At 38.3% G+C, this 25,122-nt stretch carries 21 protein-coding genes, 2 tRNA genes and 1 pseudogene; 16 read left to right on the forward strand and 8 right to left on the reverse strand.

The window, feature by feature from the left end; genetic code table 11:
* Positions 1-49 precede the first annotated feature (49 nt).
* Both B4C08_RS02085 and B4C08_RS02090 read left to right on the forward strand, forming a co-directional pair.
* A complete protein-coding gene (locus B4C08_RS02085; RefSeq protein WP_296662379.1) occupies positions 50-1,543 on the forward strand; it encodes a sugar ABC transporter ATP-binding protein in 1,494 nt (497 codons plus the stop codon).
* A gap of 17 nt (positions 1,544-1,560) precedes the next feature.
* Complete coding sequence (locus B4C08_RS02090) at positions 1,561-3,243, forward strand: ABC transporter permease subunit (RefSeq protein WP_296662381.1); 1,683 nt, start codon at positions 1,561-1,563, stop codon at positions 3,241-3,243.
* 176 nt (positions 3,244-3,419) lie between these two features.
* Here B4C08_RS02090 and B4C08_RS02095 read toward each other — a convergent pair.
* A tRNA-Tyr gene (locus B4C08_RS02095) sits at positions 3,420-3,500 on the reverse strand.
* 6 nt (positions 3,501-3,506) lie between these two features.
* Positions 3,507-3,579, reverse strand: a tRNA-Thr gene (locus B4C08_RS02100).
* Between the two features lie 303 nt (positions 3,580-3,882).
* Between B4C08_RS02100 and B4C08_RS02105 the strand changes: the two genes are divergently transcribed.
* The 4 genes from B4C08_RS02105 to B4C08_RS02120 all read left to right on the forward strand — a co-directional run bounded on the left by B4C08_RS02105 (position 3,883) and on the right by B4C08_RS02120 (position 8,759).
* Positions 3,883-5,088, forward strand: coding sequence for a pyridoxal phosphate-dependent aminotransferase (locus B4C08_RS02105; protein ID WP_296662383.1), 1,206 nt, complete (start codon positions 3,883-3,885; stop codon positions 5,086-5,088).
* Positions 5,085-6,566 (forward strand): glycogen synthase, encoded by a 1,482-nt coding sequence (locus tag B4C08_RS02110; RefSeq protein WP_296662385.1) that lies wholly within the window; start codon positions 5,085-5,087, stop codon positions 6,564-6,566. The genes B4C08_RS02105 and B4C08_RS02110 overlap by 4 nt, the downstream gene beginning before the upstream one ends.
* 106 nt (positions 6,567-6,672) lie before the next feature.
* Complete coding sequence (gene trpS / locus B4C08_RS02115; RefSeq protein WP_296662387.1) at positions 6,673-7,758, forward strand: tryptophan--tRNA ligase; 1,086 nt, start codon at positions 6,673-6,675, stop codon at positions 7,756-7,758.
* Positions 7,759-7,829: 71 nt separating this feature from the next.
* Positions 7,830-8,759: an alpha/beta fold hydrolase gene (locus B4C08_RS02120; RefSeq protein ID WP_296662389.1), complete on the forward strand. Its 930-nt coding sequence runs from the start codon at positions 7,830-7,832 to the stop codon at positions 8,757-8,759.
* Here B4C08_RS02120 and pcnB read toward each other — a convergent pair.
* From pcnB to B4C08_RS02135, 3 genes are all read right to left on the reverse strand, one after another.
* Positions 8,756-9,877 carry a polynucleotide adenylyltransferase PcnB gene (pcnB, locus tag B4C08_RS02125; RefSeq protein ID WP_296662391.1) on the reverse strand — a complete coding sequence of 374 codons (1,122 nt, stop codon included), beginning with the start codon at positions 9,875-9,877 and terminating at the stop codon, positions 8,756-8,758. The genes B4C08_RS02120 and pcnB overlap by 4 nt on opposite strands.
* A gap of 72 nt (positions 9,878-9,949) precedes the next feature.
* Positions 9,950-10,813 (reverse strand): hypothetical protein, encoded by an 864-nt coding sequence (locus B4C08_RS02130; RefSeq protein WP_295799420.1) that lies wholly within the window; start codon positions 10,811-10,813, stop codon positions 9,950-9,952.
* 3 nt (positions 10,814-10,816) lie between these two features.
* Positions 10,817-11,746 (reverse strand): RluA family pseudouridine synthase, encoded by a 930-nt coding sequence (locus tag B4C08_RS02135; protein WP_296662393.1) that lies wholly within the window; start codon positions 11,744-11,746, stop codon positions 10,817-10,819.
* A gap of 46 nt (positions 11,747-11,792) precedes the next feature.
* Between B4C08_RS02135 and B4C08_RS02140 the strand changes: the two genes are divergently transcribed.
* From B4C08_RS02140 to B4C08_RS02180, 9 genes and pseudogenes are all read left to right on the forward strand, one after another.
* Positions 11,793-12,266: a divergent PAP2 family protein gene (locus B4C08_RS02140; protein ID WP_276749859.1), complete on the forward strand. Its 474-nt coding sequence runs from the start codon at positions 11,793-11,795 to the stop codon at positions 12,264-12,266.
* A gap of 1 nt (position 12,267) precedes the next feature.
* A complete protein-coding gene (locus B4C08_RS02145) occupies positions 12,268-13,662 on the forward strand; it encodes a hypothetical protein (protein WP_296662395.1) in 1,395 nt (464 codons plus the stop codon).
* 63 nt (positions 13,663-13,725) lie between these two features.
* Complete coding sequence (locus B4C08_RS02150) at positions 13,726-15,000, forward strand: hypothetical protein (protein WP_296662397.1); 1,275 nt, start codon at positions 13,726-13,728, stop codon at positions 14,998-15,000.
* 9 nt (positions 15,001-15,009) lie between these two features.
* Complete coding sequence (locus tag B4C08_RS02155) at positions 15,010-16,086, forward strand: RnfABCDGE type electron transport complex subunit D (RefSeq protein ID WP_296662399.1); 1,077 nt, start codon at positions 15,010-15,012, stop codon at positions 16,084-16,086.
* A gap of 1 nt (position 16,087) precedes the next feature.
* Positions 16,088-16,591, forward strand: a complete 504-nt coding sequence (locus tag B4C08_RS02160) for a hypothetical protein (RefSeq protein WP_296662400.1) — start codon at positions 16,088-16,090, stop codon at positions 16,589-16,591.
* A gap of 27 nt (positions 16,592-16,618) precedes the next feature.
* The gene (locus tag B4C08_RS02165; protein ID WP_296662402.1) at positions 16,619-17,233 is read left to right on the forward strand and encodes a hypothetical protein; all 615 of its coding nucleotides are present in this window, start codon (positions 16,619-16,621) and stop codon (positions 17,231-17,233) included.
* Between the two features lies 1 nt (position 17,234).
* The gene (locus B4C08_RS02170) at positions 17,235-17,795 is read left to right on the forward strand and encodes a hypothetical protein (RefSeq protein WP_296662404.1); all 561 of its coding nucleotides are present in this window, start codon (positions 17,235-17,237) and stop codon (positions 17,793-17,795) included.
* A pseudogene (locus tag B4C08_RS02175) lies at positions 17,789-18,202 on the forward strand (hypothetical protein); the annotation flags it as partial. The gene B4C08_RS02170 and the pseudogene B4C08_RS02175, both read left to right, overlap by 7 nt.
* A 198-nt stretch (positions 18,203-18,400) precedes the next feature.
* Entirely contained in the window at positions 18,401-20,368 is a 1,968-nt protein-coding gene (locus tag B4C08_RS02180) for an alpha-amylase/4-alpha-glucanotransferase domain-containing protein (RefSeq protein WP_296662408.1), read from the forward strand.
* 105 nt (positions 20,369-20,473) lie between these two features.
* Here B4C08_RS02180 and B4C08_RS02185 read toward each other — a convergent pair whose 3' ends face one another.
* The 3 genes from B4C08_RS02185 to B4C08_RS02195 form a co-directional block, all read right to left on the reverse strand.
* A complete protein-coding gene (locus tag B4C08_RS02185) occupies positions 20,474-21,601 on the reverse strand; it encodes a lipid II:glycine glycyltransferase FemX (RefSeq protein ID WP_296662409.1) in 1,128 nt (375 codons plus the stop codon).
* Between the two features lie 18 nt (positions 21,602-21,619).
* Positions 21,620-23,947: a methionine--tRNA ligase gene (gene metG, locus B4C08_RS02190; RefSeq protein WP_296662411.1), complete on the reverse strand. Its 2,328-nt coding sequence runs from the start codon at positions 23,945-23,947 to the stop codon at positions 21,620-21,622.
* Positions 23,948-24,296: 349 nt separating this feature from the next.
* Positions 24,297-24,620 (reverse strand): helix-turn-helix domain-containing protein, encoded by a 324-nt coding sequence (locus B4C08_RS02195; RefSeq protein WP_295800590.1) that lies wholly within the window; start codon positions 24,618-24,620, stop codon positions 24,297-24,299.
* 149 nt (positions 24,621-24,769) lie between these two features.
* Here B4C08_RS02195 and B4C08_RS02200 point away from each other — a divergent pair.
* Positions 24,770-25,122: hypothetical protein (locus B4C08_RS02200; protein WP_296662413.1), on the forward strand; the 353-nt coding region annotated here is incomplete at its 3' end.

Genomic DNA, 25,122 nt, shown 5'->3' on the forward strand with positions numbered 1-25,122 from the left:
GATACTTTTGGGACATCCCCGTTTTTTAAGCAGACAAATGAGGAGCGTTATGGACGATATAGTTCTGGAAATAAAAAATCTTTCAAAGTCATTTGCAAAGAACAAGGTCCTTGACGGTATAAATCTTACTGTAAAAAAAGGCACTGTTTTGGGGCTTATGGGCGAAAATGGAGCAGGAAAGTCCACTATGATGAAATGCCTTTTTGGTATTTATGCAAAGGATGAAGGCTCAATTTCGCTTTTGGGAAAGCCCGTAAACTTTAAAAATCCTAAAGAAGCTCTTGAGAATGGAGTCGCCATGGTTCATCAGGAACTTAACCAGTGCCTTGACCGTACAGTTACAGACAATCTGTTTCTTGGCCGTTATCCTACAAGGGCTGGAATTGTTGATGAAGCTAAGATGCTCAAGGAAGCGAACAGCCTTTTTGCTTCACTTAGCATGAATGTGAATCCAAAGACCATTATGCGCACAATGTCTGTTTCCCAAAGGCAGATGGTGGAAATTGCAAAGGCGGTTTCTTATGACGCAAAAATAATAGTTCTTGACGAGCCTACATCCTCACTTACGGAGCGCGAGGTTAGCAAGCTTTTTTCTATAGTAGATGACCTTAGAAACAAGGGAGTTTCGTTTGTTTATATTTCGCACAAAATGGATGAAATTTTCCAGATTTGCAACGAAGTCGCTGTTCTTCGTGACGGAAAAATGATTCTTTCAAAGCCTGTTAAGTCAACAGACATGAACGAGCTTATCTCTGCTATGGTTGGACGCTCTTTGGATAAGCGTTTCCCGGATGTGGACAATGCTCCCGGCGAAGATTTCCTTGAGGTCCGCGGACTTACTACAAAGTATGAGCCGGTTCTTGAAGATATTTCGTTTACGGTAAAAAAAGGCGAAATTTTTGGTTTGTACGGACTTGTTGGAGCTGGACGCAGCGAGCTTTTGGAATCTTTGTTCGGAATCAGGACAATCGCTTCCGGCGAAATTATAATGAATGGAAAAAAACTTCACTTTAAAAACAGCAAGAATGCGATGGACTATAGTTTTGCGCTGGTTACCGAGGAACGCAAGCTGAACGGAATGTTCGGAAAAGATACAATCCAGTTCAACACAACGATTACGAACCTTGACAGCTACAAGACGTTCGGTGTGCTTTCAAACCGCAAGATGCAGGAGGCTGCCAACCGCGAAATAAAAACCATGCATACAAAATGCGTTTCAGCTGACGAGCTTATAAGTTCTCTTAGCGGCGGAAACCAGCAGAAAGTTATAATCGGAAAATGGCTTGAACGTCAGCCGCAGGTGTTTTTGCTTGACGAGCCTACGCGCGGAATTGACGTTGGCGCAAAGTATGAAATTTACCAGCTGATTATAAACATGGCGAAAGAAGGAAAGACAATAATTGTTGTTTCAAGCGAAATGCCTGAAATCTTGGGCATTACAAACAGAATCGCCGTTATGTCTAACCACCGCCTTGCAGGAATTGTAAATACAAAAGAAACGGATCAGGAAGCCTTGCTTAGACTTTCTGCAAAATACTTATGATTACTAGGAGCAAGCAAATGAACGAAAATGCATCTGTTGCAGAAATAAAATCTTTGGATGAAGACGAAAAACTCCGCGGATATTCCGAAACTTTGCATAATCTTCGGAAAGACGGAGTAAACAAAATTGCCGACCTAAAGCAGGAAATTTTCTCGCTTAAGAAAAGCAAGATGATTGATCCTGTTGAAAAACAGCGTCTGATTTCAGAAAAAAAAGATGAAATTGAAAAGGCAAAGGTAGTCGCTGCAAAAAACAAGACTGAAGAAATCCGTGTTGAAAAAGAAGCCGTAGCCTACGCAAACACGATTTCAAAGGAATATATCGCTCAGGTTGTTCAGGCGGAAAATGAATCCATTGCAAAACATAAGCAGGATTTTGCGCAGGAAGTATTAAAGATAAAATCTGAATCCGCTGAAAAAGAAAACAAACTGAAATCTTCTGGAATGGATTCCGCTGCTTTAAAAGAAGAAATTGCGACTCTGAAATATGAAACAAAATCAGCTTTGTTCGATGCAAAAAGCCGCTTGTCTTCAGCAGTTGGAAGATGCAAGGACGCAAAAAATCAGGCATTTGTAAATCATGTTCAAAAAAACAGAAGCCTGCGCAACGGAAAAAATAAGTTTTCAGAAGACTTTGTGCTTAACTTGAATGACTATATTTACAAGTTCAAGCTTTCAAAATTTTTCCTTGACAACGGACTTTACCTTGCAATTCTTGTGTTCTTTATAGTCTGCATTATTCTGGCTCCTATTTCTGGAAGCGGAAACCTTCTTTCTCTTCCGAATATTTTTACAATCCTTGAGCAGTCTTCAACCCGTATGTTCTATGCGCTTGGAGTTGCGGGGCTTATTCTTCTTGCTGGAACAGATTTGAGCGTAGGCCGAATGGTTGCTCTTGGAGCGGTTGTTACAGGACTTGTTCTTCATCCGGGACAGAATATTGTTACTTTCTTTGGCATGGGACCTTGGGATTTTACTGCGATTCCTATGGCTGTCCGCGTAATTATGGCGTTGTTTTCTTCTGTGTTCCTTTGTGTGCTTTTCAGCGCGTTTGCAGGTGTTTTTTCAGCAAGGCTCAAGATTCATCCGTTTATTTCAACTCTTGCGACTCAGCTTATAATCTACGGACTTTTGTTCTTTGGAACAAGCGGAACTCCAGTAGGCTCAATTGACAGCGGAATAAAGGACGTTTTCGGCGGAAGATGGGTTCTTGGTGTTATAAACGGTGAGCTTGTTACATTCCCTAAGCTAATTATTCCTGCCGCCATAGCGATTGTTGTCGCTTGGTTTATCTGGAACAAGACAACGTTCGGAAAAAATATGTATGCTGTAGGTGGAAACGCAGAAGCTGCAAGTGTAAGCGGAATAAGCGTGTTCAAGGTAACTTTGGGCGTATTTATTATGGCAGGAATTTTCTACGGATTCGGCGCGTTCTTTGAAGCTTTCAAGGCCAACGCAAGTGCTGGAACAGGGCAGGGCTATGAGCTTGATGCTATTGCGGCATGTGTTGTAGGCGGAATTTCGTTTAACGGTGGAATCGGAAAAATCGGTGGCGCAGTTCTTGGTGTTATAATATTCACCAGTCTTACTTACTGCCTTACATTCCTTGGAATTGACACAAACCTTCAGTTTGTATTTAAAGGATTTATAATTATTGCAGCTGTTGCGCTTGACAGCATAAAATATCTTAAGCGGAAATAATTGTAGAAATTTAAAAAATCTTGTCCAAATAACTTTCCTCCAATTTTGCACCTTTGGGGCTGTTTAGCTTCAAGGGTGCGTTTTTTTATGATTTGATTCTGATTTTTTGTGGAAGAAAATATTTGTGTGTTAGGATTTAAAATAAAAAAAGACACTAAGAAAACTTAGTGCCTGCTTGGGGAGTGAAGGATTCGAACCTACGAAGGAAAACCAACAGATTTACAGTCTGCCCCCTTTGACCACTCGGGAAACTCCCCGACTCAAGCTGCTTGTAGGACTTGGACCCACGACCCCGAGATTACAAATCACGTGCTCTACCAACTGAGCTAAAGCAGCAAATCATCAACTTGCAATTAATCAAGCTGATGAAAAGACTATATACTATAGCACGTTTTGTGTCAATATCTTTAATTTAAAATTTAGCATTTTTTTGATTTTTTCTTAATGAATGTTCCGCACGGATGAACTAAAAATAATAAAACAATAAAATTTGTTAAATCCATATTTGTGTGATATAATTTTCCAATAAAAAAATAAACAAGTTTTAATTTAGGAGTGTAAGAGAAAATCTACCGAAATAGCATCTGTTTTTCTCTACTCAAAATTTGCGTTTAAAACTTTTTATAGGAGTGCATATAAATGCCAATTTCTCCTTATATAAAAGAAACAATGTCTAGCAAAACTGCTGGCGTAATCAGAAAAATGTTTGAGGAAGGACTTGAACTTAAGAAAAAATACGGAGAAGACAATGTCTTTGACTTTAGCATAGGAAATCCGGACTTAAATCCGCCGGAAGAAATTTTTAAGTGCATAGAAGAGCTTGCAAAAAATCGTGAAAAAAATTTCCACGGATATATGCCTAATCCAGGTTATCAGTTTGCAAGAGAGGCGATGGCGAAAAAAACAGAAGAAGAGCAAGGTGTTCCAATTGATTTTAGCTGTGTTGTAATGTCTGTTGGCGCGGCTGGAGCTTTAAATAGTCTTTTTAAGGCGATTCTTTCAGAAGGCGACAATGTTATAGTTCCATCTCCTTTTTTTACAGAATACAGGCATTATGTTCATAATTACGGTGGAAGTTTAATTGAAGTTCCTACAAAGCCTGATTTTTCACTTGACGTGGATGCGATTGCCGCTGCGTTAACAGAAAAAACATCCGCTGTTCTTATAAACAGTCCGAACAATCCAACAGGACGCATTTATTCAACAGAAGAAATAAAGAAACTTGCTGAACTTTTGGAACTTCATGCAAAAAAGTGCGGAAGAAAACCGTATCTTGTGTGCGATGAGCCTTACCGTGCGATTGTTTACGACGGAAACTCTGTTGCTCCTGTTTTTCCGGTTTATGACAGCGCAATTATTGTAACTTCGTTTGCAAAAAATTTAAGCCTTCCGGGTGAAAGAATAGGCTACATTTGTGTAAATCCCGCCTGCCCGGACAAAGATGAAGTTGTAGCCGCTTGTATTTTTACAACAAGAATTTTAGGCTATGTAAATGCGCCAGCTTTTTTTCAGCGTGTTGTTGCTAAAACTTGGAATGTAAAGGTTGACTATTCTCTTTACAAAAAACGCCGCGATATGCTTATGAATGTGCTGGACGAATCTGGTGTTGAGCATATTATTCCTGAGGGCGCGTTTTATATGTGGTGCAAGGCTCCTGAGGTTTTTGGCGCGGACGATATGGCTTTTTGCGATTACTTAAAGAAATACAATATTCTTTCTGCTCCTGGAAGCGGATTCGGCGGAAAAGGGTGGATTCGGCTTGCGTACTGTGTGAGCGAAAAATCAATTGAAAATTCAAGAAAAGCTTTTGTAAAGGCAATGAAAGACTTGGAGGAAGAAAAATGAAAATTTTAATGGTTACAGCAGAAACAGTTCCTTTTGCAAAGACAGGCGGACTTGCAGACATGGTGAGCGCGCTTGCCATTCAGCTTACAAAAATGGGGCATGATGTAAAAATTGTTATGCCGCGCTACTATAAAATCGACAGAAGCAAGCTTGTAAAACTTGAAGGTCCTATGGCAATCGCTGCTGGAACTGTAGAAACCTGGTCGGCTGTTTACACAACAACAATGCCGGGCTGCGAAAAACTTCCAGTCTATTTTATTGACCATGAGCAGTGCTTTGGAAGAGACGGAGTTTACGGTGTGCCTTCTGAAACTGACTTCCATGACAATCCTTATAGATTTGCTGTTCTTTGCCACGGAGCGTTTCAGCTTTGCCGAAAACTTGGCTGGTTTCCTGACATAATTCATTGCCACGACTGGTCAACCTGCCTTGCTCCAGTTCTTTTAAAGCATGTTTGCCGTTACTGCGGATTTGAAAAAACTGCGAGTGTTCTTACAATTCACAACCAAGGCTACCAAGGTCAGTATTCAAAAAATTCATTTCCAGCTCTTGGAATTGACTGGGGGCTTTATTATGGCGCAGGCTTTGAGCATGACGGCGGAATAAATTTCTTGCAAGCGGGAGTTTCGTCTTCCGACATGATAACGACTGTTTCGCCGACTTATGCGCATGAAATTCAAACTGCAGAAGGCGGATTCGGAATGGACGGCCTTTTGCGCGCAAGGGCTGATGTAATTAAGGGAATCTTGAACGGTGCGGATTTGCGTCAGTGGAATCCAGAAATCGATAAGAAAATACCTGCGATTTATTCAGCAAAAAACATGGCTGGAAAAGCAAAGTGCAAGGAAGAACTTCAGAAAAAAATGGGGCTGGAGGTAAATCCTGATATTCCTGTTATTGGAATTGTTACGCGCCTTGTAGATCAAAAAGGCATTGCTGAAATTTTTGCTCCGACTTACGGCTCAATTTACCAAATTTGCACGGACATGAAAGTTCAGTTTGCAATTCTTGGCAGCGGAGAAAGCTGGTGCGAAAACGAGATTTGCGCCTTGCAGTCAAAACTTCCGAACCTTAGAGCCTACATTGGATATGACGATGCTTTGAGCCATCTTATTGAAGCCGGAAGCGATTTCTTCCTTATGCCTTCAAAATATGAGCCATGCGGCTTGAACCAGATTTATTCAATGCTTTATGGAACTTTGCCAATCGTAAGAAAAACAGGCGGACTTGCAGATACTGTTGATAACTACAATCAGCAGACAGGTGATGGCACTGGATTTGTATTTGAGCAGCTTACTCCTCGTGCTATTTATGATACTGTTGGCTGGGCTGTTTGGGCGTATTACAACAAAAAAGATCATATCAAAAAAATGCAGCAGGCAGGAATGAAAAAAACATTTGGCTGGGATGAAGCTGCTGAAAAATATGTTCAAGTTTATAAAGAAGCCTTGGAACGTGGCTGCGGAATAAGACAATAAATTCTTAGAGCCGGTCAACTGAATTTTTCTCTTGAACTGGCTCTAATTGCTAAACGGCACGCAATATGATAATCTAAACTTCACTTTTTTTAACTTGAGGAATCAAATGGCAGACGAAGAATTTGACAGCAACAAGACTTTTTTGGCGTCAGTGGAACGCTCAAAGCAGATAGAAGCAGATATTCAAGTGAATCCGCAGAAATACAGGGTTCTTACTGGCGACCGACCGACTGGAAATCTTCACATTGGACATTACTTTGGCTCTTTGCAAAACAGAGTGCGCCTTGCAAAACTTGGTGTGCCTACAATGATTCTTATTGCCGACTATCAGGTTCTTACCGATCATGATGCGTTTGATAAAATCAGCCAGAACACAAAACAGCTTGTAATCGACTATCTTGCTGCCGGAATTGAGCCTGGTGAAAATGTTATAATTTATCCGCACAGTTATATTCCGGAATGCAATCAGCTTATGCTTCCGTTTATGACTTTGGTGAGCAATGCAGAACTTTCAAGAAATCCGACTGTAAAAGAAGAAATTGCAAGCGCGGGACTTACAAATGTTAACGCCGGAATGTACACATATCCGATTCATCAGGCTTGCGATATTCTTTTCTGCAAGGGAAATGTTGTTCCAGTTGGAAAAGACCAACTTCCGCACATTGAACTTACACGGAACATTGCAAAGGCTTTTAACAGGAAATTTTGCAAGAACAGAGAGCCAGTTTTCCCTTTGCCGCAAGCATTGCTTTCAAAAACACCGAGCATTCTTGGTTTGGATGGAAGCCAAAAAATGAGCAAGAGCCGTGGAAACGCGATATTTCTTTGCAGCACCGAAGACGAAACCGCCTCTCTTATAAAGAAAGCGAAAACTGATTCAGAGCGCGTTATAACTTATGATCCTGAAAGCCGCCCGGAAGTTGCAAATCTTCTTATGCTGATTTCGCTTTGCACAAAAGAAGAGCCTGCTGCCATTGCTGAGCGGATTGGAGAAAAGGGAAGCGGTGAGCTTAAAAAAGTTCTTGCTGAAGCCTTGAATGAAGAACTTCGTCCATTAAGACAAAAACGAGCCGAACTTGAAAAAAATCCTGACTATATAAGACAGGTTCTTCTTGACGGCGTAGAAAAAGCACGCGCGATTGCCATAAAAACTTTGGACGAAGTCCGCGAAGCCATGAACATGAAAATTTAGTTTTAGCTATTCTAGTTATCCTGCTGCAAAACGGCAGGATTTATTTTTGTATTTTAAAACCTGAGGCAAATATGGATTTTGAAGTAAAAGAACTTTCTATGTCTGATGGAAATGTGAATTTTGTTTATCATTGGATTCCGGCGGAAACTGAAGCTGTTGTGGTTTTGAGCCACGGAATGGCTGAGCACGCTGCACGTTATGCTCGTTTTGCGGAATTTCTTGCAAAAAATAAAATTGCGCTGATTGCAGAAGATCATAGGGGACACGGAAAGACTGGTTTAAAAGCTCAGGCTAGCGGAACTGGAATGCTTGGTTTTCTTTCTGATAAAGACGGATTCAACCGGGTAACAGAAGATATTCATGAAGAAATTTTGTATGCAAAAAAACTTTTTCCTGGAAAAAAAATTTTCCTTTTGGGGCATAGCTTCGGCTCGTTTATTGCCCAGAATGTAATTGAAAAATATGGAAATGAAATTGACAAAGCTGTTCTTTGCGGAACTGCCGGTCCTAGACCTTTGACAGTTGCCTTTGCAAATTTTATTGGCGGAATTATAAAATTTTTTGAGGGTGCAAAAAAGCAAAGCCGTTTTATGAATGTTTTGACATTCGGTCTTTCAAATTCAAAAATAAAAAATCACCGCACTGAATTTGACTGGCTTTCAAGAGACAAAGATGAAGTTGACCTTTATATAAAAGATGAGTTTTGCGGTTTTGACGCTACAAATGGATTTTTGTGTGATATATATTCAGGTTTGCGCCAGATTCACAAAAAGAGCAATATTTTGAAAATCCCCCAAAATTTGCCAGTTTTTCTTGTTGCAGGAACTGCTGATCCTGTTGGCTCTTACGGAAAGACTGTAAAAAAACTTTTTAACTGCTATAAAAAATCCGGCATGAAAAATATTTCAATTCATCTTTATGAAGATGCGCGCCATGAACTTTTTAACGAAACAAACCGTGAGGAAATTATGGATGACATTCTGCATTTTTTACAAAGCTAGTTTTCTAGCTCTGCATCCTGCTGAATGTGAAGTCTTCTGGTCCTTTTTGCGCGTTTTGTTTTTACCTGAATTCCAGCGTCCTGCAAAAGTTTCCGCACTGCAAAATCAAGTTCTGTTCTCTGTGGATTTATAGGAAGCACAAAGTTTCTGCAGATTGCCCAGGTTCTTTTGTAAATTTCCGATGCTGAATATTCACTTTGGGCTTCGAGCTTCCAGTCAGTGAGCTGCTCAACAAAATCCTTCAAAAGAAAGTAAAGCCGCTCGCCAAGCCTTGAGTCATGATTTTGCTTTACGAACTCATCGAGTTTTTTTAAATTTTCAAGATATGACTTTGCGAACTTTTTATTTTCAAGAATTAGATTTGAAGCAGCTGGCTGAAGATATTCATACAAATCAGTTTCCAAAGCCGCATTTATAATTTCAAATGAATGTCCGCCGTTTATTATTTTTAAAAACTCTTCTGTGAGCCTTGAAGGTGAAACTGGCGACAAAAGCGGGGCAGAGGTTCTGATTTTCTTTTTTAGCTTGTGAGGAAGTTTGCAGCCTGTTGTTGCTCCGTATTTTACAGCTCTTAGCATTCTTACGGGATCTTCTATAAAAATTCTGTCGATTGGAATTACAGGTCTTACAATTCCTTTTTTTATGTCTTCAACTCCGCCTACATAGTCAATAACCTGCTGCTTTAGAGGATCGTAGTACAGTGCATTCAGTGTGAAATCCCGGCGCAACACATCTTCGTCCATAGAGCCGAACGCATTTCCGATTGAACCATCTACAATTGAGCGGAATGTGCTTACTTCAAAAATTTTTGTTCCAAAGAAAATATGCACAAGCCTGAATCTTTTTCCGATAATGCGGGAATTCCTGAAGATTTTTTTTATGCGGCTTGGAGTTGCGTCTGTTACAATGTCAAAATCCTTTGGCGTTCTTCCCCCAATAAGATCTCTTACAGCTCCTCCGACAATATAAGAGTCAAAACCGTTTTTCTTTAAGCAGTCAATAATAAAAATAGCGTCTGAATCTATTGATTCCCGTTTTATGCAATGCTCGTCTTTTGTATAAACAACGGCTTTTTTTACAGGATTTCCTTTTTCATCTGTAGAATATCTAACTAACACAGTGCGACTATTTTAATGTTCAAATGTTTTGAAGTCAATTACCCGAAAATCATTCATCAAAACGCAAGTGGCTTATTTGTTTACCGTTATTTTGTCTATTATTATGCTGACTTCTTCAATTAAAATTCCTGTGTACTTTTCGATGTTTTCGATTATGTACTGCTGAAGGCTGTGAATTTCTCCTGTGAGCTGGCGGCCGAACGGAACATCGATTGTGATTATAAGCCTATATCCGCGGCTGTCTGTTTTTATTGAAAGTTTTTTTATCCTGATTTCCTGCGAGAATTCATTTATGCAATGCATTGCCATCTGGCTAAGCGCGGCTTCTGAAATTTCAATTCTGCCTTTTTTGCTGAACTCTGGAGTTACAATTGATTTTTCCATTACAGAAGTTTCTTTCTTTAAAAATTTCAGCTTGCTTTTATTTGCAATGTCCCGGAGCGAGTCATGGAAAATTTGCGAGTAGCTTTTTTTTACTTCAATAGCCGGAACAGGAATTACGTGCTTGCCTTCGATTTGCCTTGAGCGGATTGCCTTTTCAATTTCCTCGCGGTTCGCAATGTCTTCGATTTTTATTATTTTTGATGGCAGCGGAATCTGAAGCCTTGTAGCGATTTTTCCAGCCATTTTTTCGCTTGTTCCGATTATGAGAAGTTTTTTGATTTTGTTTTTTTGAAGCGCTTTTGCAACATCATCACGGTGCTGCTTGTCATCAAAAAGCGCGATTCTTACAGCTCCCATGTATGTTTTTTCGTGCTTGGCAGTTTTTCCCGCAAGAATTTTATCGTCCTTTATAAGAAGTCCGTCGTCAATAATTGCCTCGATTCCGTACTTTTGAGCAAGAAGCTTTGCGCGGAAACTTTTTCCTGTTCCGCTTTCACCGACCAGCGCGAAAACTGTAAGACCTGTATGCAGCATTTTTGAAATAAAATTCATATATTAAATTATAAATTCAGCAGTAGGAATTTTCAAGAAATTTTCTATAAATTTTTTAAATAAAGGAGGAAGCTCTGCCTGAATTTCACTTGGAAGCAAAAGCGGATTGTCTTTTGGAAATTCCAGTTTCAAGGCGTGAAGAAAAAATTCGCAGCTAGAAAATTCTCCGTTTGGAATTTTTGATCCTCCGTAAGGTTTGTCTCCCAAAAGTGGAAAACCTTGGCTTGCGCAGTGAATTCGAATCTGATGTTTTCTTCCGGTTTCTATCTGGATTTTTGCAAGCGAAATTTCTTTTCCGCAGAAAATTCCTTGCGCGATTTTTTTTACTTTTGTGCAGGCATTTTTTCCCGCAATCATATCGTCAATCGTAAATTCATTTTCTGGAAGAAAATTTTCAACTATTGCAAGGTAAGTTTTTTTTATGCTGTGATTTTTTATGTTTTCAGAAAACCATTTTGCGCCATGAAGGCTCTGTGAAAATGCGACAAGTCCCGTTGTAAATTTGTCAATTCTGTGGAGCGGTCCAGGCCTGAATGAAAGGGAAGAGGTTTTTGTGTTATGCGCAACGAAATCAGCGAGGCAGAAATTTGAATTTTTTGAAGGCTGAACTTCAATTCCGCTTTGCTTATTTATTATCCAGAGGTGCTCGTTTTTGAATGCCGTTTGAACTGAAATATTGGCATGAATTTTTGGCTGTGCATTTTTGATAGTTGCGCTTCTGTTTAACAAAAAGTCTGCTATGGAAATTTTATCTCCGCTTTTGATTCTGTCTTCTGGAACTGACTTTGCATTGTTTATCTTTATCAATGTTTTTCTTATAAGCTTGAAAATATTTTCGGGCTGAATTCCTTTAGATTCAAATATGCGTTTTACAGCTTTGTCTAGGCGTCTTCCTTCATCATCCTCCTTTGCTTCAAATTCTATAAATTCCATGTGTCTATTATAGAATAATTTATGCTTATATGCTATAATTCTGCACATGAATTTAAAGGAACAGCTCCATTTGTTTTTTTCTCAGCCTGCTTTCTTGGCGTGCTTGTTCAGCTGGCTGTCTGCTCAACTTGTAAAAACTCTCATAAAGCTTTTCTCTGGAAAAGTTCATAGTTTAAAGGAATTGTTTGAACTCCTTTTGTGGCGTACAGGAAGTATGCCGTCTAGTCATTCTGCGCTTGTAGCTACGCTTTGCACTACAATTGGATTCCGTTCCGGTGTTAACAGCGATGTTTTTATTCTTTCGCTTGGTTTTTATTTGGTTACAATCCGCGATGCTGTTGGTGTGCGCCGTGCAAATGGGCTTCAGGCTGCAATGCTTAATAAAATAGGGCGTCTTCTTGCTGCAAAAAATATAATTGAAGAAGTAAAACCAATAAAGGAAGTCCAGGGGCATACTCCGGCGGAAGTTATTATCGGTTCTCTGCTTGGCTTTTTTATCGGACTTGCGTTCAGTGTTTAAAATGAAGCCTAACAAAGTAAAAATTTCGTTTTCCATTGCGGCGGTTTGTTCCGCTTTTATTTTTCTCTTTGCCTTTAGGAGCATTCCGGTTTTTAGAATTTGGGACAGCTATAAAGTTGTTTACGCTGACAAATCTATTTCAGAAGAAAAGGTTCTTTCATGCCTTGAAAATGCAGGCTGCCAGAATATAATAAGTCTTGACCGGCAGCAGATTCCATTAGTTTCAGATTTTACCCCGGTTCTTCCAGATTCTTACAATGAGTATTTGACAAGCCGGCTTGGATATTTTTTTGACTACTCAAAATCTTTTTTGCTTTATTATATTCCGAATGGCTCAGGTCAGCAGATTGTAAAGGCTCTTGAAAATCTTTCGAGTGAAACCGGGCTTCAGGCTGGAATAGACGGAATTCAGCAGTATCCGTTTGCAGTTCCAGTTGTTTGCATTATAGTTTTTTTTACTTTTTTGTATTTGTCTAAAAACAAAGTTCCATTTTTTTTATCGGCTTGCTTTAGCTTGCTTTTGTCTTTTTCCAAGCCGTTTTATCCTATTGCGGCGGCTGCTGTTTTGTATATGCTTTCATGCTATTTATCTCAGAGGATTTGGGGAAGAAAAAAAGCTTTTTCCGTGCTTAAGAAAAATCCGTATTTTATAGTTCCGCTTGCAGTTTCATTTTTTATTTCTTTGCTTTCTGGAGTGCAGGAAGGCTTTCTTATGATTTTATGCGGACTTTCTTCTTGCTCATCTCTTTTTCTTTTGGGAACTTTTGAGTCATTTATGGATTCAAGAAATTCTTTTAAAGTTGCAAAAATTTTTTCTGCTCCTCAGCTTCCGCTTATGTATCCTGCGACGGCTTTTCATACGCTTCTTTGCCTTGCGCCATTGCTTGTTTTGCTTTTTTGTTTTATTTTCGCTTCCAACTTCAGTTTTGCTTCTGGAAAAAATGTTTCGCTTCCTGTTCCTGTTGAAACTTCATCAGAAAGTTCAATTCCTTCGCTTAAGGATTTTTATTGCTGGGCTTGGAATGTGGAGTCGTTTCCGTATAAAAACTTAAATAAAAATTCCGGTTTTGAAAAAGTGCAAGAGGGAAGTGTTGTTTCTGTTCCGCGGTTTGAAGAAAAAGATGGCAGAATTTTTCAGGCGGATTCAATTGTTATGAAATTCAATTCAGATTTTAAAAACCGCATTGATAAAAAAGTTGAATCTCTTGGCTACAATGCGATTGAAAAACTGATGATAAAACAAGGAGAGAATACAAGCGTTGCTTACAGCTCAAAGGAAAATATTTCCAGACGGCCTGATGGATTCAGCGCGGGTTTAATTTTGTCATGTCTTTTTGTGCCGGTTTTCCTTTTGCTTTTGTATGTAGTAAAATCAAACAGGCGCAGAAGTTTGTGAACTGATTTTTTTAAATGATTGCTGTCTGTATTTTTTTGCAGGCGGCTTTGGGAAAAAAGATAAATGAAGACTGTGAATAATTTTGTTTTGCCTGGACATCCGATGTTTCAGGATTCTGTAAGAGCTTTTTTGCCTCGGAAAGTTGTAATTCCATTCAGGCAGTCGAGCGAGGCGGAGTATTCCTGCGGATTTCAGCCGGGCGACATTGTGAGAGAAGGACAGATAATTGCTTCTCCAAAAAATTTTGCGGACGGGGCTAATATTCATTCTTCTGTTCCGGGAAAAATACTTTCTATTTTTAGATGCACGCTTCCTGATGGAACTTTGGGAACTGCGGCGGAAATTTCTACAGACGGCGCATTTTCGTATCTTGGAAAAAAACTTCCTTCTGCCGATTATAATTTTTTGAATGCAGAAACTTTGCTTGAAGAATTTAAAGTAAAGGGGGTTGTGAATACATTCAGCAAAAAAACTGAATCTCTTTGCACCCAGATAAACCGCGGAAATCTTGTAAAAGAACGATTTGTAATTGTAAGAATGTTTGACGAAGATCCAAGCCGGTTTACAGACAGTTTTATTGCAAATAAATTTACTTTGGAAGTTGTTCAAGGAGCATTGATTTGCTGCAAGGCTTTTAGCGCGAAAGGAATTGTTTTTGTTTTGCCTAAGAAATCTGATATTGAAATTTCTTCAGAGCTTTTTGGCAATATTCCTTTTTTATGTGCAAATGCTGAAACTGAAAAATATCCTTGCGGTTTTATGCAGAATTTGATTAGAACAATCCGCAAGTCTTCCAAGAATTCAGAATTTTCAAAAGTAAACAGCAAGTGCCTTTTCTTAGATCCTGAAACTGCATTTTCAGTTTTTGAAGCTGTTGTAAAAGGAATTCCTGTTATTGAGCGCTATGTTCATGTGTACGGAAGCTGTTTGAAATCCGTTGGAATGTTCAAGGCGAGAATTGGAGCTTCCATAAAAAGCCTTGTTGAGCAATGCGGCGGATTTAAAATTCCTCCTTCAAAGATTGTTATAAACGGAATGATTACAGGAATGGCGGCTTCAACTTTGGATATTCCAATTACTAAATCTATAAAGTCTTTGGAATTTGTTCCGGCTACGGAGCTTTGTGTTCAGGATGAAAAAAACTGCATAAGATGCGGAAAATGCAGAAATGTTTGCCCGGAAGGACTTTCACCTGATTTGCTTTACAAGCATTTGGCAGAAAACTATCATCTTCCAAAAGAACTGTGCGCTACAAGTTTGCTCTGCTCCCATTGCTCTGTCTGCAACAGCGTTTGTCCTTCGCGCCTGCCTTTAAGCCAGACAATAGCTTTGCTATAAGGAAAAAAAATGACAAATACAGAATTAAAAAAACATTGTTCAAAAATAACTTTAAATCCGTTTGCAAGCGCATCTTATTCACTTGGAACAATTTCATTTGTGATGATTGCGCTTCTTCTTGTGCAAGTCGCTATGCTGGCACTTTCAAAAAGCTTTGCCTCTCTTGTTGTGCTTTTATTTGCTTTGCTGGCGTCGGTTTGCGCGGAAGCTGCCTTTTACTTTTCTAAGCGGACTGAAAAACATACTTGGAGAATTTCTGTTATACAAGGCTTGATTGCAGGACTTTTGATTCCTTCTGTTTATCCAGTCTATGCGGTTTTTGCCGTTGTGTTTTTTACTTTGCTTCTTGGAAAATTTGTGTTCGGAAACTTTGCTTCGTCTTGGGCTAATTTAGTCGCGCTTTGCATTGTCACTTTGTATTTTCTAAATCCTTCTGCGTTTCCTCCGTTCTCTGTTTCTGCGCAAGACCTTCAGGCAAGAAATGCGGCTCTTTCTCTGATTCAAAATGGAACAGTTCCTTTGCTTGAACTGGATTCTTCTATCACAGATTTTTTGAATAGCTATATTTTTAAGTTTTTTGGAATTTCAATTCCAGATGGATATGTGAGCTTGTTCTGGGACAATGGTTCTGTGATTCCGGCTTTTAGATTCAACTTTATAACTTTAGTTTCTTCAATTATATTGGTTTCATTTGATATGGTGGATTACGTTGTTCCCGCTGTTTTTCTTTTTGTCTATTCATTTTTGGTAAGATTTTTGCTTCCGTTTTTTATAGGCGGAATTCCGTTCCAAGGCGACATTCTTCTTGCTCTTCTTACAAGCGGAACTTTGTTTTGCACGCTTTATCTTTTGCAATGGTACGGAACTTTGCCAATGACTTTGTGGGGAAAAATTCTTTATGGTTTTTTTGCAGGACTTATTGGCTTTCTTATAATTGGAAGCGGAACTTCTTCTGCAGGCTATGTTTTTTTGATTCTTGTAATAAATTTGCTTTCTCCTGTAATTCAGTTTTTTGAAGACAAAAATCTGTATGAAAATGTTTCCAAAAAACTTATTCCGCGCATAAAGGAAATCAGCGAGGTTTAAAATGCTTGAAGATGAAATTGAAACTGTAGATAACGAAAAAAAACTTTTTTATAAAACGCTTCTTATAAAGTGCGGAATTTTCTGCGGAATCCTTGCTGGATTTTTTGCAATTCTTGTTTTGTTTACTTTACTTGGAAGAAATTCCTGGAAGAACGGGCTAAAAAAAGAAACAGCGAAAGTTTTAAAAGACAACGGCATTGAAAACATTCAGCTTGGAAATTGGGTAAAGATTAAAACTGTGCTTACAGTTTCAGTTTCTGTGTATGAAGCGTTTTCTGGAAATGCTGAAAATGAAATGTATGCATTAATTGTTCGGGTTCCGACTTTGTACGGACCAGTTCCTGCTGTTTACATTTATTCAAATAAAAACGGCGCAGAGTTTATTGGTTTTTCGCATATTGCAGGAAAAACAAATTTTCATATAAAAGAGAATTCAGAAAATTCTCAAATTGAATACTGGAAAAATAAAATACCAGCGATTATAAATACAAAATTTTCCAGTTGAATTTGACTGCTTTTTTGGAAGGTTAAAATGAAAAAAAACGAACTTTATATTTATATACCTCTTTCATTTGCGCTTCTTCTTCCTGTCCCTGGAAGATTTGCCTACGGACTGATTATGATTTTTCTGCTTTATCTTATGTCTGTGTGCGGAATTCTTTTTAAAAAGTTTGCTGTAAAATTTTTTAATGCAGAACTTCACAATGTAATTGTAACAATTATGTTAGTTTCGCTCTGTATACTTGTCCGTCAGCTTGTGATAATTTTTTCTCCTTTGACTGCATTTGTTTTAGGAATTGTATTTTTTATGCCGGCTTTTACTTCCTTTATTCTTGGAAACTTGTATTCTCCTTCTAGCTTGCCAGTCCTTTTTGAGCTAAAAAATGTTCTTGTAAAGTGCAGTTTCTTTTGTGCTTTTGCGCTTGTGTTTTTCTTTATAAGAGATGTCTTTGGATACGGAACAATTTCTTTTCCTTCAGCGAACGGAATTTTTGAAATTCAAATTTTCAGTGCGGAAAATAAAATTTTGCCTTTTTCATTTTTAGCTTCAATTCCCGGAGCAGTTGTCCTTTTGCTTTTATTTAACGCATTGTTTTTCAAAATAATTTCGGCTTTTGAAATCATAGAAACTTCACAGGTGGACTAAAATGTTTTCAGTTTTTTTCTATTATATTTCTTATGCGTCTATAGTCTTGGTTTATGGAATTGGAATGGAGCGGGCAGTTTACCTTTCTGGAAATAAAAATCCGCTTTGGCTAAAGGCTATAAAAATGCTTATAACTGCAAGTTCTGTTTCAGCCTTGTCTTATCTTTTTGTAAATTCGCTTTTAGTTCCTGCTGAACTTTCCGAGCTTTATCCTTTTGCTGTTCTTTTGATTTTTATTCCTGTTTCGGTTTTTATAGAAGCAATTATCAGAATAACGACAAAAATCAGCGCAGTTGAATTTTCTATTTCGCTTCTGTTTATTTTTGTTGCCATTACAGAAAGTTCTTCGCTTGCTGAATGTGTTTTTATAGCTTGTATATGTGTGCTCTCATTTTTTATTTTTATACCTTTTGTTTATTCTCTTTGCCGGAAATTTGATCTTTATGGCGGCAGAACTGAATGCTCAAGAAATAATTTTATTCTTGCGAGCATTGCGATTATCATGCTGATTCTTTTGTGCTGGAATGTTTCATGGCTGAATAAAGGAGTTTTTAAATGGTAGCGGCGATTCTTTTTGGACTTCTTTTTATAATTGTTATTTCCTTTTTTTGTGTTTTTATTTTTTACATTTTGTCTCCTTCACTAAAAAAACAGGAAATTCCTTTTGAAAATTCTTTGATTTCTGAAACTGAACTTTTAGAAAAATCTAACTTTGAAGAGTTTTCTGCCGCTACAGAAAATAAGGCTGTTGTGCTATGTTCGTCTGAAAAAAATTGCGGTGAAAAAAGAATTGATTATAATGGTCCTAAAAACTGCGCTTTATTCTTTTCAGTTTTTGACACGGAATACAATTGCAAATATATTTGCGCAGGATTTGGAGACTGCATAAAATCTTGTCCGCGCGGCGCATTGTCCATAAAAAATAAAACAGCAGTTGTAAGCAGTCTTTGCAACGGCTGCGGAAAATGCATTGATTCCTGTCCGCATAAAATTATAAAGTTGATTCCGGTCGCAACAAAAAAAATTGCGGTGTGCAATTCGCCTTTCTCTGAAAAAACAGAATGTTCAGAATTTCTTGTTGAAAAAGAAATCTTGCCTTTGGATAAGAGAGGCTTTAAATTCTGGAAAAAGTGCTATACAATATTTTGCAAAAGGTAAGCTGCTTTAATGAAGAGTAAATTCTGTCTTGTTCTAAATGCTGATTTAGAAAGTTCTGATGAAACTGTTTTGCTTGAAAAAAACTATCAGAATGTTTTTAAACCGTTGCTTTCATTTTTATATTCTCATAAAGATTTTTTTCTTACTATTGGATTTTCAGGATCGCAGCTTGCACATTACGAAAAAAAGCATCCAGAATCAATAGAACTTCTTCATGAGCTTACCTCTAAAAGACAGATTGAAATAATCGGCGGCGGATATTATTCTCCGATTTTTCCTTTGCTTTTGCCAATGGACAGAAGCGGCCAGATTGAAAAAATGAATTCGCTTGTCCGCTCAACAATTGGAAAACGTCCGTGCGGAATGACTTTGTTCGGAAGCATTTGGGATTCTTGCCTTGTTTCAACTTTTCAGTCATGCGGAATGGAATATATTTTTTTGGACAGTTCTCTTGTTCCAAAAAAGCATTTAAAGTGCTGTCCGCTGATTGCAAGCGAGCAGGGAAGAAGCATAAAAATTTTCCCGTCTTATAAAAACTTAATTCCATCTGAAAATGAATCTTTTGAAGAATGGACTTCAAGAATTAAAACTTTTGCTTCAAGAATTAAACCAGAGCAATTTTCTTTTTCGGATGATCAGTTTTTTGAACCTGTGCTTTCTCTTTGTTTTTCATTTGAGCAGTTCGCTTCTTTTATGAAATCGCAGTGCTTTTCTTCTCTCTCTGAAAATGCAGAAGATGTTTCTTTTACAACTCCATATTTGTATTTGAAAAAATCAAAGTGCTTTTCTCCGGCTTATATTCCTGCTGGAATGGACAGCGAAATTTCCAAGTGGAGCTTGATTCCGTTTGAACAGGTAGAAAATAAAACTGGATTTCCGCCTACAATACACGACTACCTGAATTTGTATTCACAGAACAAAAGACTTTATGAGCGCATGGTTTATATCAGTATGCTGGTTTCGCAGTGCAAGGGCGGAGACAAAGTTAGAAAAAACGCATCATCTGAAATGCTTTGGAAAGCGCAGGACGGAACAAATTATTTGTCGCTGTCTTTTGGCGTTCCTTCTCCTGCTGAAAAAAGGCAAAAAGCTTTTTATTCTTTAAATGAAGCTGAACGTCTGATTCGCGAAGCTGCAAAAAATTTCAGAGAGTCGCTTACTTCTTTTGACTGCAACGGAGACGGACTCAACGAATATATTTGCCAGATGGAAAAATACAATGCGGTTGTTTCTTTGCACGGCGGACAAATTTCTGAGCTAAATTTTATAAAGAACGGTGCTAATTATGCCGCAAGCCTTTCCCGGATTGAAAAGTTTGATTTGGGAACAGATTTTTATAGCCGTGGATTTTTTTCCGATCATTTGATTGAGCCTGAAAAGTTTGAAAAGTATTTGGCAGAAGAAACAATTGAAAAATGCATTTTTTCCAATTCACAGTTTTCAGAAAAAAAACTTGAATCCAAGCGAAAAGAAATTCAACTTGAAGGAAATGGACTTTTTTCTTCTATGAAACTTCCTGTAAAGCTTAGAAAGAATTTTATTTTTTCTTCAAGCGGAATCACAGCTCAATATATTTTAAAAAACGAAAGCCCGATTGAATTGAACGCAGTGTTTGTGGTTGAGCTTAATTTTGCCCAGACACGCTTTGACAAAAAATTTGAAATGGGAAGCCAGTATTCTACTGAAGCTGTATTGAATGAGTCTCGTCTTCTTTTGCCGGATTCTTTTTATGCTGCTGAAGGCGTTTCTATTATTCAAGTAAAGGATTCAGCAGACAAGCGCATTTTTGTTATTGAGCCAAATGAAGATTCCGGGCTTAGCTGCGCAATGCTTATGTTTAAGCGTCCTGTTGACAGTCTTGATCCAAAAGTAACTTCTTCTACTTATAAAGTTGCTCTTTTTTGGAATATAAATCTTTCTGCCGGAATGGAAAAAGAAAAGACAATTAACTTGAGTGTTATGCCTCTAAAAAAATAAAAAATAGTCGTTCTTGTGCTGATCAGGAATCTGTTGTGAAATTTCAATGGATTATCGGGTCAAGCCCGATAATGACATTAAACTATAAAATTCGGTATTCAGTTATCATCTTCCTGCAAGTTTTTTCTTTAAACTTTTGTAGAACCAGGCGCGCAGTTTTTCTGCTGTCTTATAGAACGAGTACCAGTTTTTCTTTAGAACAACATCAAAACTTCCTGGCCTATGAATGAGTTTTCCGCCGAAACCAGTTTTAAAAAGGAACAAGCCGTGCATTGGATGGTTTTTATTTTCTTCTGGAGGACATCCATAAAAATCATAGACTGGGCAGCCGAATTTTTTTGCATCGCAGATTGCATTCCATTGAAGCAAATACGCCGGCATAAAGTTCCGCTTTATATTTCCCGAAGCGCCGTAAAGATAAACTGCTTCTCTTTGGCAGAACAAAGTGATTATTCCTGCAAGAACGTCTGAGCCATGCTTTGCAAGATAAAGTTTTACAACTGGAGCATTTGGAGTTTCTGCGCTTGAGTTTAACAAGTCAAGATAATAATTTTTTTGATGAAACTGAACTCCATCTCGTTCGCTTGTCTGCATAAAAAGCTTAAAAAATTCTTCAAATGCGCTTGGAAAATCAGCGTCTTTTGCGGAATAGGATTTTACTTCAACACCTTTTTTCGCAGCAAGCCTTATGTTGTATCTCCATTTGCTTTTCATTTCAGAAAGAATTTTTTCTTCGGATTCCAAAAGCGAAAGCAAGACTGTATCTGGCGGCTGTATATCTGTGGCTGTTTTTTCTATGCAGAAATTTTCTTTCTTTGTCTTGCGTTGCTTTAAAAATTTTTTTTCATTTGCGACAAAATTATTTTTTTCTTCAAGACTTTCAAAGTCAATCGCAGGATCAAATCTTATGCAGATTGTGTCTTTTGGCAGAAACTTAAATATTTTTTTTGAAATAGATTCAAGTTCATTTGAAAATTTCTGGCTAAGGTTTTCTTCATTGCTGGAAAATTCTGGAGACATTGGAATATACGCTATGCTGAATTTCTTAATTTTCAAACTGAACGAGCGCACAAGAACTGAAAGGCATTTTTCATTTTCCTTGTATTCTTTAAAGGATTCAACTTTAGAAACATTATCTCCATCAAAGATAAAGAAAAATGTTTTCCAGCCATGCCTGCCTTTAAAGTCTGCCCAAAATTCAGTTTGTAAAAAACGTTGCTCCTGATTTCGCATTTTGCCTTTTCCAGCTTTTTAGTGAACGTTTCCGTTTTTTGTTTTTACAGTTGAAATTTGTTTTCCAGCTGCGGTTAGAGATTTTCCGCCAATCTGCACTTTGTTTTCCAAAACTTTTATTTCAACTGCAAAAAAATCTTCCGCCTGAATTTGCTCCGGCTTGGAATTTTCTGAGGAGCATTCAAGAATAACCTTTGTTCCGGGTTCTGCCCAAGGAGCTTCCAAAGGTTCTACGCAGTCTTTTCCGTCTTTATCTTTGTAGTCGGCGGCAAGCAACATTCCTTTGCTTTCAACTCCGCGCATTTTTCTTGGAGCAAGATTTGAAGCAAGAATTATATGTTTTCCAAGAAGCTCTTCAGGCTTTAGAAAATCACGCAGTCCGCTTTGGATAATGCGTTCTGTTCCGCTTCCGTCATCAAGAGTTTCAATGTAAAGTTTGTCGCTTTCAGGATTATTTTCAATCTTTGTAATTTTTGCAACTTTCAGCTCGATTTTTTCATTGAACCATTCAGCCTGTTTTTCAAAAGGAAGAACTTCAATCTGCTTTTTTTCTTTTTTCTGTTTTTTTTCAACTGGCTTTGCGTTGCGGTCTTTTTGTGTTCCTGAAAATTTCTGCCTGAACGCTTCCATTGTCTTTTGATCGAGCGGGGTAAAGAAAACTTCCGTCGGTGAAACTTCGCTTAAGCCTTCTGTGTTTCCAAGATCAGACCAGTCAAGGCCTTCCGGCTTTTTTTCATCATTGAAACGTGGCTCTCTGATTTTCTTTCCAAAGTAAGACATTATTTTTTCTGCGAACTGTGGCATATAAGGATGCGCCATAATCATAAGGTCTTTTATCATGTAGCAAAGATTGTGAATGAGTTTTGCAGCTCGCTCTGGATCTGTTTCTCTTGTTTTCCATGGCTCTGTGTCCTGGAACGCTTTGTTTCCGATGTCTGAAATTGCAAACACTTCATGGAATGCGTCTTTTAAGTTTGCCCACTCAAGATATTCCGTTGCTTTTGCCTCATGCTCTTTTACCTGCGCCCAAAGTTCTTCATCAACTGGAGCGTCTGGAATTTTTGAATCATAATATTTCTGAACAAAAAGAAGAGTGCGGTTTACAAGGTTTCCAAGATTTCCGATAAGCTCTCCGTTGTAACGCTCGCGGAATTCTTTCCAAGTGAACTGATAGTCCTGTTTTTCCGGGCGGTTGTAGAAAATGTAGAATCTCCATGCATCTGCCTTGATTCCGCTTTCCTTTGCGTCTGTTCCAAACACACCTACGCCACGGCTTTTTGAAAATTTTCCATCCTCGTAGTTTAAGTATTCAGTTGAAGACATGTGGAACAATTTTGTAAAGTTATGTCCGCTTCCAATTTGCGAACATGGGAAAATTACTGTGTGGAACGGAATGTTGTCTTTTCCAATGAACTGGAACAAGTCAACCGGCGGCTTGTTTTTTGCTTCTTCACTTTCTTCTGGAAGCCACCAGCTTTTCCAGTCAAATGAAGGCTTGGATGCTGCAATAAGCTCATCGGCAAGCTGCTTTGTTATTGAAATATATCCGATTGGAGCGTTGAACCAGACATAGAAAACTTTGTTCTCATATCCGGCCTTTGGAACAGGAATTCCCCATTTTAAATCACGTGTAATCGCGCGTTCGTTAAGTCCGTCTCTTATCCAGGCTTTTGTTATGTTGATTGCGTTGTCTGACCATCTGCCTTCTTTGCTTGTCTTGTTCATCCAAGAGTCAAGGTTCTTGCTGATTGAAGGAAGGTCTATATAAAGATGACGGGTTTCCCTTATTTCCGGAGTAGAACCGCAAGTTGCGCACCTTGGAGATTTTAGCTCAACTGGGTCTAAGAGCGAACCGCATTTGTCGCATTGGTCGCCTCTTGCATCTTCGAATCCGCATTTAGGGCAGACTCCATGAACATAGCGGTCCGCAAGGAACATCTGGCATGAAGGGCAGAAAAGCTGCTTGTTTGTATGCTCTTTTATGAATCCGTTTTTGTCCAAATCCTTGAACATTGCCTGTGTTATTTCTGTGCATTCTTCATTTGAAGTGCGCCCGAATTTGTCAAATGCAATGTCAAACCATTTGTAGATTTCGTCATGCTGCTTGTAATAGTAGTCGCAAAGTTCGCGCGGAGTTTTCTTTTCTTCAACAGCGCGTGTTTCTGTGGCAGTTCCGTATTCATCAGTTCCGCAGACATAAAGAGTTTCGTATCCACGGCTTCTGCAAAACCTTGCAAAAACATCGGCGGAAAGCATTTGTATTAAATTTCCAAGATGAGGAATATTGTTTACATAGGGAAGGGCTGAAGTTACAAGTCTTCTATTTAAATTCTTAATATTTTCCATAATGTTACAATTATAACAAAATGAGCCTTTGTCCACAAGGGATTTTTGAGCAAAGGAAGTTCTAATAAGGTTTTTGAGCAAGAATTCATTTTATTAAAAATCCGTGCCGCGGATATGTGCAAGTCCGCATGGCGGATATGGTTACGTCCGTGCCACGGATATGTGCAAGTCCGCATGGCGGATATGGTTACGTCCGTGCCACGGATATGTACGTGTCCGCTATGCGGATGTGTTAATGTCCGTGCCACGGACTAAATTATTTTAATTTTTGAAAACGTTTATTAAATTTAGAATAGAAGAAACTTGTTCAACAGATAAAACTTCAAAGAAAGATATGGATTCTTTTTTTTCAATTAAAATGCTTCGTGAAAAATTCTTCAATCAAAATATCAATATTCTTTTTTAATGCAGATTTCAGTTCGGGGATGATTATGTCAGTTTGTTTGTTTTCTATATTTTCTGGAATTAAAAACTGGTAAGCATCGGTTTCTAGGGCGTTTGCAATTTTTATCATGGTTTTATCACTTGGCCAAAGGCGTTTTCCTTCGATGCTATTTATTGTCTGGTCAGAAAGTCCGGCTTTTTCTGCAAGTTCAAATTGAGAAAGATTTTTGGCTTTTCTGATTTTCTTTAAGTTTGCTGAAAGCCTGTTCTTTAATTCATCCGAGTCCATAAAAAAAGTATCACATTATTAAATCAAGAAATACACTTAGGAAAAGTACAATTATTTTTAAAATAAAGTATTGTAAATACGTAAAATAAGATTTATACTAATTAAAAATATATTATTACGTATTTTTACTACGTATTGGAGATTTTGTTTTGAAAAAACACGCCATTCTCTGCGGCTGTGCGCCTGACGGATTCACGCAGAAAAAAATAAACGAAATGCACGATTTTCTCATAAGTGAAGCCGGCGGCTCTTGGGCTGAAAAGGAAATAACGATTTTCCCGAACGGCGTGGATGAAGCAATGCTTTCTTTTGTGCTTGAACGGCTAAGAGCGGACAAAACTGAACAAATTCTTCTATATATATGCACTTTGTCGCCGGTTTCAGAGAGCGAAAAATCCGTGTGGCTTGGCGGCGAGGAAGTGCGGAAAAGCGTGATTGAGGATTTCTTTGCGGATGGGTGCGGTCAGGTGATTTATGACTCGTGCAGGGAAATGGTGAGGGA

Origin of the sequence: Treponema sp. UBA753 (assembly GCF_002297325.1) — a bacterium.
In the GTDB taxonomy this organism is placed as follows: Bacteria; Spirochaetota; Spirochaetia; order Treponematales; family Treponemataceae; genus Treponema_D.

What these genes read in the sequence shown, in the direction of transcription:
- B4C08_RS02110 (WP_296662385.1), top strand. Translation starts at nt 5,085, where the DNA reads ATGAAAATTTTAATGGTTACAGCAGAAACAGTTCCTTTTGCAAAGACA.
- B4C08_RS02105 (WP_296662383.1), top strand. Translation starts at nt 3,883, where the DNA reads ATGCCAATTTCTCCTTATATAAAAGAAACAATGTCTAGCAAAACTGCT.
- B4C08_RS02170 (WP_296662404.1), top strand. Translation starts at nt 17,235, where the DNA reads ATGTTTTCAGTTTTTTTCTATTATATTTCTTATGCGTCTATAGTCTTG.
- B4C08_RS02155 (WP_296662399.1), top strand. Translation starts at nt 15,010, where the DNA reads ATGACAAATACAGAATTAAAAAAACATTGTTCAAAAATAACTTTAAAT.
- B4C08_RS02165 (WP_296662402.1), top strand. Translation starts at nt 16,619, where the DNA reads ATGAAAAAAAACGAACTTTATATTTATATACCTCTTTCATTTGCGCTT.
- B4C08_RS02150 (WP_296662397.1), top strand. Translation starts at nt 13,726, where the DNA reads ATGAAGACTGTGAATAATTTTGTTTTGCCTGGACATCCGATGTTTCAG.
- B4C08_RS02130 (WP_295799420.1), bottom strand. Translation starts at nt 10,813, where the DNA reads ATGAATTTTATTTCAAAAATGCTGCATACAGGTCTTACAGTTTTCGCG.
- B4C08_RS02140 (WP_276749859.1), top strand. Translation starts at nt 11,793, where the DNA reads ATGAATTTAAAGGAACAGCTCCATTTGTTTTTTTCTCAGCCTGCTTTC.
- B4C08_RS02090 (WP_296662381.1), top strand. Translation starts at nt 1,561, where the DNA reads ATGAACGAAAATGCATCTGTTGCAGAAATAAAATCTTTGGATGAAGAC.
- B4C08_RS02145 (WP_296662395.1), top strand. Translation starts at nt 12,268, where the DNA reads ATGAAGCCTAACAAAGTAAAAATTTCGTTTTCCATTGCGGCGGTTTGT.
- B4C08_RS02120 (WP_296662389.1), top strand. Translation starts at nt 7,830, where the DNA reads ATGGATTTTGAAGTAAAAGAACTTTCTATGTCTGATGGAAATGTGAAT.
- B4C08_RS02180 (WP_296662408.1), top strand. Translation starts at nt 18,401, where the DNA reads ATGAAGAGTAAATTCTGTCTTGTTCTAAATGCTGATTTAGAAAGTTCT.
- B4C08_RS02135 (WP_296662393.1), bottom strand. Translation starts at nt 11,746, where the DNA reads ATGGAATTTATAGAATTTGAAGCAAAGGAGGATGATGAAGGAAGACGC.
- B4C08_RS02160 (WP_296662400.1), top strand. Translation starts at nt 16,088, where the DNA reads ATGCTTGAAGATGAAATTGAAACTGTAGATAACGAAAAAAAACTTTTT.
- B4C08_RS02185 (WP_296662409.1), bottom strand. Translation starts at nt 21,601, where the DNA reads ATGCGAAATCAGGAGCAACGTTTTTTACAAACTGAATTTTGGGCAGAC.
- B4C08_RS02085 (WP_296662379.1), top strand. Translation starts at nt 50, where the DNA reads ATGGACGATATAGTTCTGGAAATAAAAAATCTTTCAAAGTCATTTGCA.
- B4C08_RS02195 (WP_295800590.1), bottom strand. Translation starts at nt 24,620, where the DNA reads ATGGACTCGGATGAATTAAAGAACAGGCTTTCAGCAAACTTAAAGAAA.
- metG (WP_296662411.1), bottom strand. Translation starts at nt 23,947, where the DNA reads ATGGAAAATATTAAGAATTTAAATAGAAGACTTGTAACTTCAGCCCTT.
- trpS (WP_296662387.1), top strand. Translation starts at nt 6,673, where the DNA reads ATGGCAGACGAAGAATTTGACAGCAACAAGACTTTTTTGGCGTCAGTG.